We start from the raw sequence: 17,046 nt of genomic DNA, 5'->3' as shown, positions 1-17,046 counted from the left end.
TCGTGCCTCTCTCCCGGCGAGCGAGGCGAAGGCCGGTCAGCGCGGTTTGATGGCCGGCGCCGTTTCGCGCCAGTACTCGCAGGCCGCCGCGATGCCGCTGCCCGGCGCGATCTGGATGCCGGTGTCGCGCATGGCCATCTCGGCGCCGGCGATCGCGCTGCACAGCATCAGCTCGTTGAGATCGCCCAGGTGTCCGATGCGGAACACTTTGCCCATGACCTCGCTCAAACCGGCGCCCAGCGAGAGATTGTAGCGGTGATAGGCATAGTGCATCACGTCGCGGGCGTCGTAGCCTTGCGGGACGACGATGGCGGAAACGGTGTTGGAATACCATTTCGGATCACGGGCGCACAATTCCAGTCCCCAGGCCTTGACCGCTCGGCGCACGCCCTCGGCGAGGCGGTAATGGCGGGCGAATACGTTCTGGAGCCCTTCTTCGAGCAGCAAGTCGATGGACTTGCGCAGGCCGTAGAGCAGCGGAATCGACGGCGTATACGGAAAATAACCGCCGGCGTTGTGGGTCATCTGATCTTGAATGTCCAGGAAGCAGCGGCGGCTCTTGGCGGTCTTGCGGGCATCCAGTGCCTTCGGGCTGAAGCAGAGCAGGGCGAGGCCCGCAGGTAGCATGAAGCCTTTTTGCGAACCGGCGAGACCGATGTCGATACCCCATTCGTCCATGCGGAAGTCGATGCTGGCGATCGAACTGACACCGTCCACGTAAAACAGCGCGGGGTGGTCGGCGGCATCCAGGGCCTTGCGTACGCCCGCCAGGTCGTTGGTGACGCCGGTGGCGGTTTCATTGTGACAAATCAGGATGGCCTTGATTTCCTGGTTAGTATCGGCTTTGAGCCGCGCTTCCAGCTGATCGGGCGGTATGCCTTCGCCCCAGGGAATTTCGACATGCTCCACGTCGAAGCCGAGACGGCGCGCCATATCGATCCACAAATGGCTGAACTGGCCGAAGCGATAAGCCAGGACTTTGTCGCCGGGAGACAAGGTGTTGGCCAGGGCGATTTCCCAGCCGGCCGTGCCAGTGGCAGGAAAAATGAAGCATTGCCCGGTTTCGGTCTGGAAGATTTTCTTGAGGTCTTCCAATAACGGTTTGACCAGGTCCGGGAAATCGGGGCGTCGATGATCTTCCATCGGCACGTGCATGGCGCTCAGAATGGAGTCCGGAACGTTGGTAGGGCCGGGTACGTAGAGATGAGTGCGACCTGCCATTGATTTCACCTTGGGCAACGTGTTGCGTTTGAACGGCACGAAAAAGCGCTGGAGCTCATGAGGCCGGTACTGACCGCCGAAACTGCGCCAAAAACAGCCCGTTATCATGCCATAGGGGAGAAGCCGTCTTCAAGTTGAGCCGCATTTTGCCGGGTTCTTTGAACGCCCGTCCGGCGTCCTCCCCCATCGAGCCGGCGATTCGTCATTCGTCCGAAAACCCGCCATGCGCCGCCTCGTTCCACCGATTTTCTTTCGGCGCAAAAGCCGGGCCTCGAAGCTTTTGCAACCGTGGTCGATTTCATCGCGGCATGGCGATTCAGCCGGCGAGCACGGACCAGCCGTAGGCCAGCGCCAGCCCGAGGTAGATCACAAAACTCAACCCCAGCAGCCAGCGTCCGGCATCGGGCGGCCTGGCCCATTGGGGGAGTTGCGGCGAGAGGCGGCGGTAATTGAGCAGGTACAAAGCGATCGGGAACGTGACGGTTCCGGCGAAGCCGATGACGGCGCTGGTGAGGATCAGCGTGCCCGGCGTGTCGAGCAGCATGGTAAACGAGGTGATCAGGGTCAGCAGCGCCAGAAAGATGTAATACCAGGTACGCAGCGCCATCCGTCGGCTTTTCGGGAAAAGCACGTGAACGATGTCCGCCTGCATGCGGCTGACGGCGTCCGCCGTCGCCAGCCAGGTATCGGCCAGGAAAGCGGCGGCCACCACCAGAAACAACAGCCGCCCGATTTCGCCCCAGCCCACTTCGAAAAAGCGGCTCTGCACCACCGCGAGCTCGTAGTCCTGCGGTAACAAGCCTTTGGGAAACAGGAGCGCATAGGCCAAAAGACAGGTCATGAGCGTCGTCAGCAGATTGCCGACGATACCGACCAGCACGTCGGCGCGCAGGAATCGCTGCCATTTTTTCCAATGGCGCTCGTTTTCCGGCAGATCGTCCGGAAGAAAGCCGTCGCTGGTGATGACTTCGGGCTTGCCGGCGATCGGCCCCGTGATTTTGCCCATGTGTGCCGCCATGCCGACCCCCTTGTCGCGCAACCAGTATGAATAGAACAGGATCCAAAAACCTCCGAGTCCGGCGAAAGCGATGGCGGTGAGCAGTTTGGTGGCATCCTGGGGATCCCAGGGGCGGGGTAGCGGCGCAGCGGGGCCCAGCAGACCCCGGAGAAAGCTCGGCACCGCGCCGATGACATCGGTCTGGAGGCAAGCCCAGAGCAGGCCGGCAACGGTGGTGACCGCCACCATTTTCATGAAACGCTCGACCAGAACGTAAACTACTTTGCTGAGCACTATGGCCGTCAGGAATACGGCGATCGAGCAATAGCCCCAAAAAAGCGACTGGCTGCGGGCATCCCAGCCGTCGGGGAAGTGGGTCAACGCGGCCAGCGCCGTACCGCCGGCGGAGGCGAACGCACCGAACCAGAGGAAAGAAACCGACATCAATATCCAGAGCAGAATGCCGAATCCGCGATTGAGCCGGATGAAACCGTGAAAAATGCTCTCGCCGGTCAACAAGGTGTAGCGGCCGATTTCGACGTTGATCGGATACTGAAGCAGACAGGCCGGAATCAAGAGGAAGAGGAACGTCAGACCGTATTTTGCAAGCAGATAAGGCCACCAGATCAGCTCGCCGCTGCCTTGCGCCAGGGCCATCCATACGATCCCGGGGCCGAGCGCGGCCCGCCAGCCGGGGAAGGCGGGCAGCGGTTTTCGGGCGAGATCGGATAGCGCGGAGTTGCAAGACGTCGGGCGATTCATGGCGTTATGGTTATCGGCGATTCGAGCGGCGGAACTAAAAAGCGGATTAGCTTAGCGTTTTGGCGGCCACTCGCAAAATATCGAGAAGATCGAAAACGCGGGCCGCGTAATGATCGCGGACTCGATAATCCGAGCGCTCTTTTCCGCGAAGTTCGTCGCCTATCGCATCGATAAACCGGTTGAGGCGTTTCTCGTGCATGCCGGTCTTGGCCAGCAGAGGATCGACGACGACCCAGGACAGGGCCGCGATCGCGCTGACCGCGGCCATCATCGTGCCGGTGGTCGCGACGATCAATCCGGTCGAAGCGGATGCGGGAAAGAGGCCGTAATACCAGGCTCCGATCGCAGGACCCAGCCAGAAGTTGGCGATCGCCGTGTGCTGGGCGATGGCGGCGGCGGCGGCCATGCCTGTAGAGAGTGCGCCGGGCAGGGCTTTGTTGAAAGCCGCATAGCTGGCGGCGAGCGAAATCAGGCTGCCGGCGAGTTCGGTCACGGCCATGCGGGTTTTGCCATACTCGGCCAGATTGCTTTCCAGTTTTTGACGGAATTCGGGGTTATCGGCCTGGTTTCGAATTTGCGCAAGAAATTGTTCACACAGCCCGGAAATTTCCGAAGTATCGAGAATGGCTTCCATGAGGGCATCCCGGCGGGATGTCCGTTCTCCCTGGACGTACGGCAGTTCCAGCAGTTCGGTATGGATCAGCCACTGCAACTCCCGCTGTAAAGCGGTCGGTATGCCGGCCGGCATCTTATCGAGGACCCGGCTTAATTTGTGCGCGCCCGTTTTTTGAAACAGCGCCGCGGCGCCGCGAACGATGAAGCTGGGCAAACCCCACAGCATGTTCAGCGGGTGTTTGTAGAAATCTTTGCCGAAAGTCTTCTTGTGGAGCGCCAACGCACCGCTAAAAGAGAAATGTTGCTCGATGAATGCGGGAACTTTGGCTTTGCGGGAATCCAAATAGGCTTCAATCCCTTGTGTCACGGCGCGTTCGATCGTCGAGTTCAGGTCGGTGTCCATGGCGGATTGCTCGAGTTGGGAGAATCGTCGGCGCTCGCGAAAATTCGCGCGCCGGGAGCGATGAGCTTTTCGCGGCCGGCGATGCGGAGTTCCTGAAAATGTCGGTCGGGACGGACTCTTTGAGAGTCTGGTAACTGGCGCATTTCGTGCTCATAATAGGCGCCCTTTAAGTTTTGCTTAGAGACAACTATCCATTAGGCACGACTATGAAAAAACTGATGATTGCTTTCTTGGCCACTTTTCTGTTGATCGGCTGTGCGAGCAAGGAGAAGACCACTCTCAGAGAGGCCTTGCTCGCCAAATTCAAAGACGATTCCGATTTGAAAGATTATAAGCTCGATCCCGAGACCATAGCCGACTGTGTGGTGGGGGAGATCAGTAACACTTTGCCGGGTTTCGCAGGCGATCCGCGCCGCGAGCGTTTCTTCGAAGCCTATACCCGTTTCGCGAATGCCAAATCGCCCGGCGATGCGGAAAAAGCCGTCTCGGACTACCAGCAGCTCTTTGGTTCGGTCAAAGAGGCCAGGCATGCCGCGTTGAGCATTACCGACCATGTCATGACCTGCATGGGCAAGGCGGTCGCGACGGCGGGAGGCGATACTTCGGGTGAGTAAACGGCTGCGATCCGCGCCGTCAGCGCCCGGAGCATGTTAGACAACGCTTGATCCGCTTCGCGATCGGCTCGGCCTTTTTTCGATGACGCCGCCATCGATAAAGCCGTGCCGTCCCTGTTTTGGATTGTCACGCTGCCACGCCCCGGCCCGACGTTCGATTTCGGTACCCGTCCGTTCGCCGGCTTTTTCCGTTGCCTGGGCGAAAAAACATGCCTTTAATAACGAATGATTCGAGCGACGTTGGGACGGTTCTACGACTCGATCCGGGAGTGTTTTGCTATTTTTTACCCTTGATGTCGGGTAGTGCGGGTTATGTGATACGGCATTTCGGCGGGTGTCCGGAGACGCCTCGGCCCGGCGCTTTGGCGATTCCCGCTAAAGCGCCGGGTTCTGCAAGTCGAAAGGGTAGTTCGAAGTCGAGGCAAGGCGTGCCGGTTATCGAGGGCAGCCTTCCAGTTTAAAGATAGCGTAGCCGAGGGTTTCGATTTCTTTCTGCATGTCGGCAGGCGCATGCGGCTCGCTATGGCAATAGGCGCAATTCTCGGCATTGACGACGGCATCCTCTTCGCCGATCGACTTGAGCCAATCTCGGGCACATTGCAGTGCTTTAGCCGGATCGTTTTCCGGAAGCACTACATCGAAGTGCATGATTTTTCCGCTTGCGCTTCGTGCATAAGTATCAAAAACATGAATTTGACTCATGGGTTTCTCTCGTTGTTGCAGGGCTTGGGTAAATCGATCGGGCCGCGCACGGATGAGCCGGCCGGCGGCATCGTAGCGTTGCGCTCCGCCGTTATCAGGTTAGCGCACAATTCGGGTCGTGCCTCGGGTTTACATATCAGAACGCATTTTTTAGGGCCGAGAAAGCTTGGGACGGCAGGATGTCCATGGACAGATCACCCGAATGGGCGATCAAACCGATAATCAACAATATTCTATTGATCATGCAAGCGTCCGTATGAAACGGGCAAACCTTGAAAAAGATGGAGTGCGGTTACCATCATCGACAAAAGAGAAGGAAAAAAGATGCTGATCCGCACTCCACGATCAGAGGATCCGTCAGTTCTGATTGATGCCAATAGGTGTTGTGTCGATACTAACTCTAGCGGCATCGCAAAGGTTTTGTCAATATGATGTTGATACGATACTATTAGCCGTATGAATACCGAATCGATTTACGATTATCTGGAGCGTATCGCCAATCTCATCCGGACGGATGTCCGAAAGATGGGAGTTGCGAAAGGGTTGCAGCCGATCCAGTTGGAGGCGCTTCACTATCTGAGTCGGTGCAACCGATACAGCAATACGCCCGTTGCGGTGGCCGATTATTTGGGATTGACCAAGGGCACGGTCTCGCAGACTCTGGGAGTATTGGAGGCCGGCGGCTTCATTGAAAAGCAGGCCGATCTTAATGATCGCCGGGTAGTTCATCTGGCTCTGACAGATGAGGGGGTCCGGATGGTTTCGGAGGCCGTACCGCCCAATATCCTGAAATCCACGGTGAACGGGCTGTCCGAGAACATCCGCGGCGAGATTAAAGCTACATTGAACCGCATTCTGATGGAATTGCAGGCGGCAAACAAATTGAAGACGTTTGGATCCTGCAAAACTTGCAAGCACCATTTGGTTCAGGAAAATGGAAAGCGCCAGTGCGGGCTGACAATGGAGTGGTTAACGGAAGCCGATGCGGAGAAAATATGCCGGGAGCATCAACTGCCCGCTAATGACAGCTAGTGCGGCAGCCCGCGCCGCTCTGACGGACCTAATGGAATCTGCGCCAGACAAGGCCTGACGTGTGCCCCAAATCCCGCGAACTTTGTCCGACCATGATGGGCGACAGTGCACGAGTTCCGGGAAGCAAATAACAGGACGGGCGCAGGTGCCCGTCCCAAAAGATGGAATTAAATCGCCTGCTCGCCGGTTTCGCCGGTCCGAATGCGGATCGCTTGCTCGAGATTGGTGACAAATATTTTTCCATCGCCGATTTTGCCCGTATTGGCGGCTTTAATGATGGAATCAACGGCTTGATCGACCATGCCGTCGGTTACTGCGACTTCGAGTTTCACCTTGGGTAGAAAATCAACGACGTACTCGGCGCCGCGATAGAGTTCCGTATGTCCTTTTTGGCGCCCGAAACCTTTTACTTCCGTAACCGTAATCCCGCTAATGCCTATTTCGGACAACGCTTCTCGAACGTCGTCCAATTTGAAGGGCTTAATTATGGCGGTGATGAGTTTCATGCTTCTCTCCGGTGATGTGAAATGTTTCTAGCCTCGATTGGTCCGGTGTCGGATGATCTCCTCTACTACACCGGGATCCGCCAAGGTGGAAATATCGCCTAGATCGCGGACATCGTCGGCTGCGATTTTCCGAAGCAGGCGCCGGATGATTTTGCCGGATCGGGTTTTGGGCAATGCCGGAGTCCATTGAATGACGTCCGGCACGGCGATCGCTCCGATTTCCTTGCGGACCAGTTGCAGTAATTCCTGCTCGAGCTCGCTGCTGGGCGAAATTCCGGTCACTAAAGTGACATAAGCGTAGATTCCCTGTCCCTTGATATTGTGCGGGTAGCCGACCACGGCGGCTTCGGCCACGCTGTCATGCAGAACCAAGGCGCTTTCGATTTCGGCGGTACCTAGACGATGGCCGGATACGTTGAGTACGTCATCGACCCGTCCGGTGATCCAGTAGTATCCGTCGGCATCGCGTTTAGCGCCGTCTCCGGTGAAATACTTGCCGGGATAAGTTGAAAAATAAGTATCGAAAAAACGTTGGTGGCTGCCGAATACCGTTCGAGCCTGACCAGGCCAGGATCGGGCAATCGTCAGTATGCCCTCGCAAGATCCTTCCAGGATGGTGCCTTGGGGATCGACGATCGCCGGCAAGATACCAAAAAACGGCCGTGCCGCAGATCCTGGTTTAAGGCGGGTGGCGCCGATCAAAGGCGTGATGAGAATTCCACCGGTTTCCGTCTGCCACCAGGTGTCGGCAATAGGGCAGCGCGCGCGGCCTACCACACGGTAATACCATTCCCAGGCTTCCGGATTGATGGGTTCGCCCACCGAGCCCAAAACTCGCAAACTGTCCCGGCGGGTATTATTGACCCAATCATCGCCTTGCGCCATCAAGGCTCGGACGACGGTGGGCGCCGTATAGAAAATGTTGACCCGATGCTTGTCGATCGCTCTCCAAAAACGGTCGGGAGCCGGATAGGTCGGAACGCCTTCGAACATGAGCGTGGTTGCGCCATTGCATAGAGGGCCGTAAACCGCATATGAATGGCCGGTAATCCATCCGATATCGGCGGTACACCAATAGATTTCGCCCGGACGATAATCGAACGCATATTGATGGGTCATCGCCGCATAGACCAAATAGCCTCCGGTCGTATGAAGCACTCCCTTCGGTTTCCCGGTAGATCCCGAGGTGTAGAGGATGAACAGCGGGTCTTCCGCATCCATGGATTCGGGCGGGCAGTCGGGCGAGGCTGCCGACACTGCATCGTGATACCAGACATTACGGCTATCCCAGTCGACAGCCCCGCCGGTATTCCGAACGACAAAAACCGTTTTTACATTCGGACACGCTTGTAGCGCGGCATCCACATTGGCTTTCAGCGGCACTGTTCTTCCGCCCCGCCTTCCTTCATCCGCGCAGATAACGTATTGGCAATCGGCATCGAGGATACGGTCCCTTAATGCGTCGGCGGAGAAGCCGCCGAACACGATCGAGTGGACGGCCCCGATTCGTGTGCAGGCCAGCATGGCTATTGCCGCCTCGGGAATCATCGGAAGATAGATGCAAACCCGATCGCCTTTCCGAACGCCATGCTTTTTGAGGGCGTTACCAAATCGGCAGACTTGCTCGTACAACTCGCGATAGGTCAGTTTCTTGTCGATGTCCGGGGTGTCTCCCTCCCAGATGATCGCGACCCGATCACATTTTTCGGCTAAATGCCGATCGAGGCAGTTGTAGCTGACATTCAGCTTCCCGCCTTTAAACCAGCGGATACGAGCGGTACCGAAGTCGCAATCCTGGACTTTATCCCAAGGCTTGAACCAGTCGACGAAGTGTTCCGCCTGTTGAGCCCAAAAGTTATCCGGATCATTGATGGAGAATTCATACATTTCCCGATAGACGGCTTCGGTGATCTGGGCTCGAGCCGCTATCTCCGGCGGCACATCATAGACTTTTTCAAAAGACATTGGTTTTCCGGTGGTCTTCGATATGGGGGTATGAACGCCCTGACAAGCGCCGATTCTACCGAATTTTCAGACGAGTTTGATCCTGCTTGGCAAGTTTGGCGAATAGCAAGCAAGAATTCGGCTTTTAAGATCAGATCATCACTCGATGGCAACCTGATCGGATCCGATGCCTGAAAGCCGAGTCGTGACGCAAATGGTAAGGGCGTTCTCGCTCCGGGTCCGCTTGGTTTGTAACGTTTGCCTCGAGATCCTATCAAAGGTCGGGCATTTTCGACTTTGTCGAATCGGCTTACGAGTTGCGACGAAGGGGGCGCTATCAGGTCCGAAAATCGTCGGGTATCGAGCGTTCGGGATATCCCGGATTGTCATGCCAGGCGGCCAAGCGGCGGGCGACCGGATGCGCTCCGAGCCGGCCAGACTCAGGCCGTCCGGCTCGAAAGCAGCATCGGCTATGTGAATTGCATATCGGTCGTTTTTCGATATTTCGGCCCCAGGGTTGCTCGATAGTGTTTTAAGATCGAACGGGCATTAGTGAAAGATCGTCTCTGCGGTGTAACCGTCGGTTTCCAGTATGCCGCGGAGGCGGTTGAGGGCTTCCATCTGAATCTGCCGCACTCTTTCCCGGGTAACGCCCATTACTGCTGCAACTTCTTCCAGGGTGGAATGATCATAGCCGCGGAGCCCATATCTGCGGGAAATGACTTCCCGCTGCTTATCCGTGAGCTGATCCAGCCATTCGGAAAGATTGGTGGAAATTTTTTCGTTCTGAAGCGTTTCCGGAAGAGGGAGTTTGTCCTCCTCTGAAATGCATTCCACCAAGGACTTTTCCGAATCTTTTTTGAAAGGGACATCGATCGATACGACCCGCTCATTCAGTTTGAGCATCTTTTCGACCGTCTTGACCGGTTTGTTCATGTATTTTGCCACGTCTTCCGCCCGCGGATCGTGGTGCAGCGTAACCGCCAACTGACGGTAAGCTTTCAGGTAGACATTCATTTCTTTGACCACGTGAATCGGAAGACGGATCGTTCGGGTCTGATTCATCAGGGCCCGTTCGATTGTCTGCCGTATCCACCACGTGGCGTAAGTCGAAAAGCGGAACCCCCGATCGGCTTCGAATTTTTCAACGGCTCTGATCAGCCCGAGATTTCCTTCCTCAATCAAATCCAAGAGCGGCAACCCGCGGTTTAAGTAACGACGGGAAATTTTGACGACCAACCGCAAATTGCTTTCAATCATTTTTTTGCGCGCCGCTTGGTCGCCCTTTTGAGCCAGACGGCCGTAGTATTTTTCTTCGTCTGCGGTTAGGAGCTGGGAGTTTCCCAGTTCCTTGAGATATAAGCGTGTTGCGTCATATTGGTGTTCCGATTCAGAGGTTTCGAATTCCGCCTCGTTCCAGACTGGCGCATCCTCTCCGAGATCTTCGCCCGATTCGAAATCTTCGACGAAGGTGGCCGCATCGTCGTATAACTCCGACTCTCTAAAGGTTTTCAATTCTTCCACGATCTGCTCAGACATACCAATGTCCCCCACGCAATTGATTTATTGTTGATACCTTGAGGTATAAAACAGAACTTCTGCCATCGATAACTTGATCGATCGGAGCCGATATGCCCGTATGAAACCACTTATCGTGCCAATGCTATCCAGAGCCTCCGATTGCTTTGATTTTGTGGATCGCTCGGTATCCCGCTCCGTATTTGATCGCTAGGCGCATCGGAAAAATGACGCTTAACCGCGTATCAAGGAGCAAACGACGGGTTTTTGACGGTTATCTTTTATATCGGCCCATTAAATCTTTTCTTTAGCGGCTTTTTGCGGGGTTTTGTGATCCAGTTCACAAGTTTTAACCAAGATTATTTTTGCAGCTACGCTACGGAAATAGCTTTCGATCCCCGGATGGCCGCAGTCGGAGTTTCCGTCGAGGCTTCGCGCGGGTGACGAGGTCGTCGGCGACCGGAGCCTGGAGCGGCTCGAAGTGCCGACAGCCGGGTTGATGCATTCAGCGCGGCGGCGGATCTCCGTCGACCGCTTTGACGTAATCGTTACCGAGCTTCGGTTCCGGCGTTCTCGGGCAGAGGCGATTCGCCGGTGCGCTGCTCAATCCGGTTGCGCCGGCGCGTAGTTTGGGCTGATGCCCCTTGCGTCTAACCAGAAGACGGCTCCCTGTGGCGATTGAAGATGGCGGGCATCGAAGTCGCTGAGCCGCCCGGATTTCGTGATCATTGCCGCGCCCGCGATCAAAATCTGCCCAGCGGGAGACGTTTCTCGGCAGAGAGGGTGCGAAGCGACTCCGCCCACGACCGCCACGATGTCGACGCAGGAGCAGACTTGTAAACAGGCCTTGTTTTACCCGAGTAGCGATGAACTTCAGCCAAGCGAATTCGCCACTCGGGTCGAGGCCGAGCGAACGCGGCGGCGCGCGCCAGCCGCTGAAGCAGGGTTTTGAGATTGAAACGCCGATTGAATCGGTATTGGAACTCGGCCAAATACCGCTGGGCGTATTTCTCGAATTTGAACGCGTGATAGGCGCCGGAAATGGCGGTCTTCAGGTTGCTCAACATCGTATTTACCCAATGAAATTCCGGATGTTGCGCCGCCTGCGCAGGCTCCGAAACCCGCTCTGGCCATCGGTGAGCGCATAGGTCGACGGGGCCAAGGCGCGGGCCCAGTCTCCTCGATCGCTTTTTGCGTGAACGGCAGGGAATCGACGCGCAGAAGCAGAGGATGCCCATCCATCGTCGCTCGTTTGCACCGCCATCACGAAGGCCAGCTTGTTTTCGGAGCAGCCGCCCCCCGGTTTTTCCCGGGCAGATCATCAACGGCCCCGGGAGACCTATGGGCCGGAGCGATTACAGTCGGATCTGGTCGAGCGCGGGGTTCCAAGTGGGCGTACACCGGATCAAGCGCATCCGGAAGAAGCCGGAGTCCGGTGTAAGCAGAAGCGGATGTTCCAAGCGACCACGGATTTCCAGCCTGGCCTATCGGTGGCCGAGAAAAGGATTGCCGACCTTAATATCTCGATTCCGCGTTCCACAAGAGGCAGAATCTCCGGCTGATCGCCGGACCCAAGACGCTGGGCAAGACGTTGCCGAAGTCATTTCGCCGAGCGGAAAACCGCTTCCGATTCCGCCTTGCGCTCCGGCTGGAGCCGCCGGGTTTTCTTGAGGAAGCGAACCGATACGTAAAACAGAGTTAACGGTATGAATCCGGCGCACAGAAGCCGGATCGCGGTCCGATGGGCTTCGAAGCCGTACACGTAAGCGATTTTCCAGTCCAAAAGCGCCAGGAGGCTGGCCAGGGTGAAAACGAGCGTGTTGTATTCCTTGACCAGCGCCCGCCGCCAGTCGTAGCGGAATTCGGTCAAAGAGCCGCGGATGCCGCACAAGTCGGGCCAAAAGCGGTTGACCTTCGCGGCGTACGCCTCGTAAACCGCCCCGAATTTATCCCGCAGATAAGCTTCCTCGGCCGTGACGATGGCGAGATAGACCCAGGCGAAGAAGGGTATCGCCACGGCGTAGACCCAGGGAGAACCGTAGAGCAGGCTGAGGCCGGCGATGATCAGGAAGTTGCCGACATACATGGGATTCCGGGTATGGGCGTAAAAGCCGCGTGTCACCAGTTCGTTGGCGAAGACTTCCCGGTTTTTGCCGCCGCGTTTGACATAGGCGTATCCGATGACCAGCATGCGGAATGCCTGCCCGGCAAAGGCCATGAGTATTCCGGCCGCCGTCACCCAGGCGTCCAGCTTTGCATGGCCCAGAAACGCGGCCGGTCTGACCAAAAGCAGAAACAGCAGGAAAATCACCGGGAACAGGGCGTTGCGCACGCGGAAGAAGAAGCGTCCGGAAAGCAACAGCGATCGTTGAATCGGGGAATCGGCGTTCATTTCAATGCCACCATGCCGCAGAAGTTGTACCAGCGGAAAAAAACGTCGCAGGCCTTGAAGCCGTTGCGCAGCAACAGTTCTCGGTTTTCTTCGAAATGATAGGGAATCAGGACGTTCTCCAACGCTTCCCGTTTTTGGGAAATTTCGATTTCGCTATAGCCGTTGCGCTTCTTGAAATCGTAATAATGCTTGATGAACAGCCGGTTGATGGTCGAATCTTGGCTGAGCACCTTTTCCACCAGAATGAGACAGCCACCGTCGTTCAATCCGTGGGCGATGCCCGAGATCACGCGGTCGCGGTTGAGCGGGCGGATGAATTGCAGGGTCAAGTTCATGATCGCCACGGAGGCGTTCACGATGGGAACGCCGTCATCCAGATTGAGGCAGATAAGCTCATGAGGGCGCGAAAAGCCGCAGTCGTCCAGCTTTTTCCGAGCCTTTTCCAGCATCTCCGGCGAGGAGTCCACGCCGATGAAGGTCACATCGGCCGGAACGGCCGGATCGAGCCCGACGAACGTCGTTCCGGTCGAGCAGCCCAGATCGTAAAGATTGGTGCCCGGGACGGCGAAGTCTCCCGCAATCTCGCCCATCATGCGCTGAATCTCCGCGTAGAAAGGGACGGAGCGATCCAGCATGTCGTCGAAAACCTCGGCGGTGTCCTTGCCGAAATCGAAATCCATCACGACGGGACGTTTGTCTTTGAATAACTGATCTTTAATCATGGTTTTCAAATGATTTTTTTTGCAGATTCCGCGAATTGATCGGTTCGGTTGCGCAAGGCAGGCGAAATGTTCCGGTTTTTTCGATGTCCTCGAACGCCCTTGAGAGCGATTTGCGCGAAACGTTCCGGCGATAACGAACGATGGGGCGGATGGCCCGGAGGCGCCGACGAGAGTCTTGATAAGGGCAATCGTGGCGTGCAGATGAGTACAAGCTTCATGCCAGCGGTATGTCGCTCGTGGTTACGACGTGTACTCGATGTTTCCATGATCGTTTTTCCTTGTCCTGCTTGGGGCGCTTTCGGCTTTCGGATGCGCGGGACGCGCCCTGTCCCGGCGCCGACTCTGAAACCGCTCGAAAAAAGTGGTGGATTTCAACCGCCGACTGGTGCTTTTGCACCGCGATGGTGGCCGGACGGTGCGACGGACCGGAGGGATCTGCCGGGGTGTCGACGATGATGCGGGATTGCGACGGACAATCCATCCGCTACGGCAAATCCATTCGGCGAACCGTGGCGATTATAGGGTATGGAGTAGGGCGATTGCGTTTGACTTTTGCAATTATCGAAAAATTAACTGTTTACACAATTATCGATAAGCATTCTCAATAACTTTCAGTGTCTATCCATTTGATTAACTATAACTTTTCCACATAGCGCGATTGCCCTGGGGTATGGAGGCTCGCTTGACGACGAAAGCGGATGATGAGCAGCAGAATCAGAACGCTCATCCAGGCCGCCGTGAGGTAACCGATCATCCCGTCGTAAGAGCCTGCCAGAAACGACCAGTACCCGCCTGCGACCCCGTCGGTCGCCGCTTTGGTGGTTTTGATGATGCAAACCCATCCGGCATGTATGCCGATGCAATAGCCCAGGCCCGCCGGAAACGCCGCCCGAATCCAGGCGAGAAACGCTCCCGCGAGGAACAGCGCGAGGAAAGAGGAGGGATCCGGAGCCGAAAGATGGCTCAGGGCGTCGCCCACGATCCGGAAACCCGTATTCCATTCGACTTCGGCCGCTGCGGGTTTCAAGTCGCTATGCAGGAAGTGGAGCAGGGCAAAATAAAAGGAACTGATGACGGCGGCCGCTGCGGTTCCCGCGGTTTTGCGGAGCGCGGCGAACAGGACGCCGCGAAAAACCGTTTCCTCGATGATCGCCACGAGCAATCCGATGCCGAGCGATTTCAAGGCAATCGATCCCAGGCGATGGACATTCGACAGGGCCTCCGCATCGATCTCGCGGACTCCCAGGGCGATCAGCGCCAAGGCGTGAAGGGCGAGCATGGCGGCGCCCAGCGGAATGCCGGCCGCAGCCTGGCGGAACAGTTCCGATGCGCTTCCCGCCCCGATATCCCGGCGGCGCAGGTCGAAGAACTTCGCTGCCGCAAGCGCGCCGAGAAGGAGCAGCAAATGCCCGCTGCGGTTTACCAGCGTATGAAACCCGATGGCGCCGCCCGCGACCCAAAAGACCGGATGGGCCAAAAGCGCTGCGAGCGTGGCGCAAAGAAGCACGACGAGCAAAGGCGTCAGCGCCGCCAAAACAGAGTTTTTCGGAAAAAACATGACCGGGGGCTCGGAAAGTTGATACGCTGAAGTCGACGGCGCGCCGCCGAAAATAACCGAAGTCTATCTCATAAAGGCGCGCAGCGGGTTAAACAGAGGTCATTGAGGGACATGAATGGAGCAGAATAATCATCGGCACGGCACCGTGTTCGTCCTGTTCGGATTTGCCGGCGATCTCGCCTGGCGCCTGATTCTCCCGGCGCTTTATCGGCTTTACTTGAATCAGAGTCTGCCGGAGCGGTTTCTTCTGGTCGGCATCGACAGGGTGGAACTGTCGGACGATGAATTGACCGAGCGCTTCAAAAAATCTCAAGGAAGCGGACGCTTCGCGGACAAATGGCCGGAGTTCGTCCGCTGCATCCGTTATCTGCGCGGCGATCTCGCCGATCCCGCCGTATACGAGAAACTCCAGGAGTCGATCAAGGCTCAGGAGCGCGCGTGGAAGGAGCCGTCCCAGCGGATTTATTACATGGCCACGCCGCCCTTCCTGTTCAGCGTGATCGCCGGAGCGCTGGGCGCGGCCGGCCTGCACCGCTATCCGGAGCGGTCGCGGATCGTCGTCGAAAAACCGATGGGTCGCGACATCGATACGTACCGCGCCATCAATCAGGCGCTTCGGGCGCATTTTCAGGAGAACCAGATATTTCGAATCGATCACTTCCTGGGCAAGGAAACGGTTCAGAACATCCTCGCGCTCCGCTTCGCCAATCCCATTTTCGAACCGATTTGGGACCGGCGCTATATCGATCACGTAGCGATCACGGTGGCCGAAACGCTCGGCGTCGAGCAGCGCGCGGGCTACTACGAGCGCGCCGGGGCGCTGCGCGACATGGTGCAAAACCATCTGATGCAACTGTTCTGCCTGGTGGCCATGGAACCGCCCGCGGCGTACGACGCCGACGATATCCGCAGCCGGAAAATGGACGTGATGCACGCGCTGCGCCCGATTTCCCCGGACCAGGTGTTTCAGCGCGCGATCCGGGGGCAGTACGGACCGGGCTGGATCAAGGGACGCGAAGTCAAGGGCTATCGGGAAGAACCCGGAATCGCGCCGGATTCCAATACCGAGACCTTCGCGGCCTTGAAATTGTACGTGGATAACTGGCGCTGGCAGGACGTGCCGTTTTATCTGCGAACCGGCAAGCGCATGGCGGCGGACGTGTCGGAGATTTCCATACGGTTCCGGCCGGTTCCGCACCGGGCTTTTCCAGCCTCCGCCAGCGAGGATTCGATTCCCGTGAGCCTGGTCTTGCGGCTACAGCCCGAAGAGGAGATCGGCCTGAATTTTTATGTCAAGGAGCCCGGTTCCAGGCGGCGTCTGCGCCCGGTCCGGATGACGTTCAATTATTACGAAACCTTCGAGGTCGCGACCCCGCCGGCCTATGAAACCTTGTTGCGGGACGTGATGGCCGGAGATCCCAGCTTGTTCATGCGCGCCGATCAGGTCGAGGCGTCCTGGCGCTTGCTGATGCCGGTGCTGGATGTCTGGACCGAAAATCGGTCGGCCAATTTCCCGAATTATGCGGCCGGCTCGGCCGGCCCCGAATCCGCCGACACCCTGACGGCGGTGGACGGCCATAGCTGGCTGACGCCGCTCCTCGGCGGGGCGGGCACGGTCTCCGAGCGGCCCGAAATCAAAGGAAGCCCCGAATGAGCCGATTCCGTTCATCCTGAATCCGGCTGTTGGAAACCATCTGAAAAGCCCTAAGCCTAAGCCCTCATCCCCGGTTCTTCTTCCAGAGGGATAAGGATTGGGGAGAGGGCATGCGGCGGCTGACGTGGCCTTGTGGTCATTTCGGAGATTCAACCGCGGTTTTAGGTTTATGGCTTTGGTCCGGGTTCGGTTCGGGAGAGCGCCCGGCACGTTCGCCGCGAACGGAATCCATGCCTGACCGCTGACTCGCCCCCGTCGCGGGCGCTTTTTCTGGAGCGGTGAGTGCGCTTTGCCGCCGGGCGGCGGCACGATTCGGGTGGCGAGAGGCCGACCCGAATCCGGTCGAGGGAAGATCGGAGCGCCTTTGTTCGAACGCGGCGGCGCATCCGCGCGGCCGCAACGCCGG

The 17,046-nt window shown here is 57.4% G+C and carries 13 protein-coding genes and 1 pseudogene; 3 read left to right on the top strand and 11 right to left on the bottom strand.

Annotation, left to right across the window (positions count from 1 at the left end; all coding sequences use genetic code 11):
• Positions 1-36: 36 nt before the first annotated feature.
• From ACWJKU_RS10885 to ACWJKU_RS10875, 3 genes are all read right to left on the bottom strand, one after another.
• Positions 37-1,221, bottom strand: a complete 1,185-nt coding sequence (locus tag ACWJKU_RS10885; RefSeq protein WP_454142324.1) for an aminotransferase class V-fold PLP-dependent enzyme — start codon at positions 1,219-1,221, stop codon at positions 37-39.
• A gap of 316 nt (positions 1,222-1,537) precedes the next feature.
• Positions 1,538-2,980 (bottom strand): Nramp family divalent metal transporter, encoded by a 1,443-nt coding sequence (locus ACWJKU_RS10880; protein ID WP_454142323.1) that lies wholly within the window; start codon positions 2,978-2,980, stop codon positions 1,538-1,540.
• Between the two features lie 46 nt (positions 2,981-3,026).
• Positions 3,027-3,998 (bottom strand): DUF6635 family protein, encoded by a 972-nt coding sequence (locus ACWJKU_RS10875; RefSeq protein ID WP_454142322.1) that lies wholly within the window; start codon positions 3,996-3,998, stop codon positions 3,027-3,029.
• Positions 3,999-4,216: 218 nt separating this feature from the next.
• On the opposite strand from ACWJKU_RS10875, the gene ACWJKU_RS10870 reads away from it, so the two are divergent.
• Complete coding sequence (locus ACWJKU_RS10870) at positions 4,217-4,612, top strand: hypothetical protein (RefSeq protein WP_454142321.1); 396 nt, start codon at positions 4,217-4,219, stop codon at positions 4,610-4,612.
• Positions 4,613-5,047: 435 nt separating this feature from the next.
• Here ACWJKU_RS10870 and ACWJKU_RS10865 read toward each other — a convergent pair whose 3' ends face one another.
• A complete protein-coding gene (locus ACWJKU_RS10865) occupies positions 5,048-5,314 on the bottom strand; it encodes a DUF2024 family protein (RefSeq protein WP_454142320.1) in 267 nt (88 codons plus the stop codon).
• Positions 5,315-5,770: 456 nt separating this feature from the next.
• Here ACWJKU_RS10865 and ACWJKU_RS10860 point away from each other — a divergent pair, with 456 nt between their 5' ends.
• Complete coding sequence (locus ACWJKU_RS10860) at positions 5,771-6,346, top strand: MarR family winged helix-turn-helix transcriptional regulator (protein WP_454142319.1); 576 nt, start codon at positions 5,771-5,773, stop codon at positions 6,344-6,346.
• A gap of 167 nt (positions 6,347-6,513) precedes the next feature.
• Here ACWJKU_RS10860 and glnK read toward each other — a convergent pair whose 3' ends face one another.
• From glnK to ACWJKU_RS10825, 7 genes and pseudogenes are all read right to left on the bottom strand, one after another.
• A complete protein-coding gene (gene glnK, locus ACWJKU_RS10855) occupies positions 6,514-6,852 on the bottom strand; it encodes a P-II family nitrogen regulator (RefSeq protein ID WP_454142318.1) in 339 nt (112 codons plus the stop codon).
• Positions 6,853-6,879: 27 nt separating this feature from the next.
• On the bottom strand, positions 6,880-8,817 hold the full coding sequence (gene acs, locus ACWJKU_RS10850; protein ID WP_454142317.1) for an acetate--CoA ligase: 1,938 nt from the start codon (positions 8,815-8,817) through the stop codon (positions 6,880-6,882).
• 528 nt (positions 8,818-9,345) lie between these two features.
• Positions 9,346-10,335, bottom strand: a complete 990-nt coding sequence (rpoS, locus tag ACWJKU_RS10845; RefSeq protein ID WP_454142316.1) for an RNA polymerase sigma factor RpoS — start codon at positions 10,333-10,335, stop codon at positions 9,346-9,348.
• Between the two features lie 842 nt (positions 10,336-11,177).
• A pseudogene (locus ACWJKU_RS10840) lies at positions 11,178-11,620 on the bottom strand (transposase); the annotation flags it as partial.
• Positions 11,621-11,914: 294 nt separating this feature from the next.
• Complete coding sequence (locus tag ACWJKU_RS10835) at positions 11,915-12,706, bottom strand: methyltransferase family protein (RefSeq protein ID WP_454142315.1); 792 nt, start codon at positions 12,704-12,706, stop codon at positions 11,915-11,917.
• Positions 12,703-13,428 (bottom strand): carboxy-S-adenosyl-L-methionine synthase CmoA, encoded by a 726-nt coding sequence (gene cmoA, locus ACWJKU_RS10830; RefSeq protein WP_454148112.1) that lies wholly within the window; start codon positions 13,426-13,428, stop codon positions 12,703-12,705. Before cmoA ends, ACWJKU_RS10835 begins: the two co-directional genes overlap by 4 nt.
• 634 nt (positions 13,429-14,062) lie before the next feature.
• The gene (locus ACWJKU_RS10825) at positions 14,063-14,986 is read right to left on the bottom strand and encodes a CPBP family intramembrane glutamic endopeptidase (RefSeq protein WP_454142314.1); all 924 of its coding nucleotides are present in this window, start codon (positions 14,984-14,986) and stop codon (positions 14,063-14,065) included.
• Between the two features lie 115 nt (positions 14,987-15,101).
• Between ACWJKU_RS10825 and zwf the strand changes: the two genes are divergently transcribed.
• On the top strand, positions 15,102-16,640 hold the full coding sequence (gene zwf / locus ACWJKU_RS10820; RefSeq protein ID WP_454142313.1) for a glucose-6-phosphate dehydrogenase: 1,539 nt from the start codon (positions 15,102-15,104) through the stop codon (positions 16,638-16,640).
• The last annotated feature ends 406 nt before the right edge of the window (positions 16,641-17,046 follow it).

This window comes from Methylocaldum sp. MU1018 (genome assembly GCF_053646775.1).
This window is presented reverse-complemented; position numbering and strand designations above follow the sequence as displayed.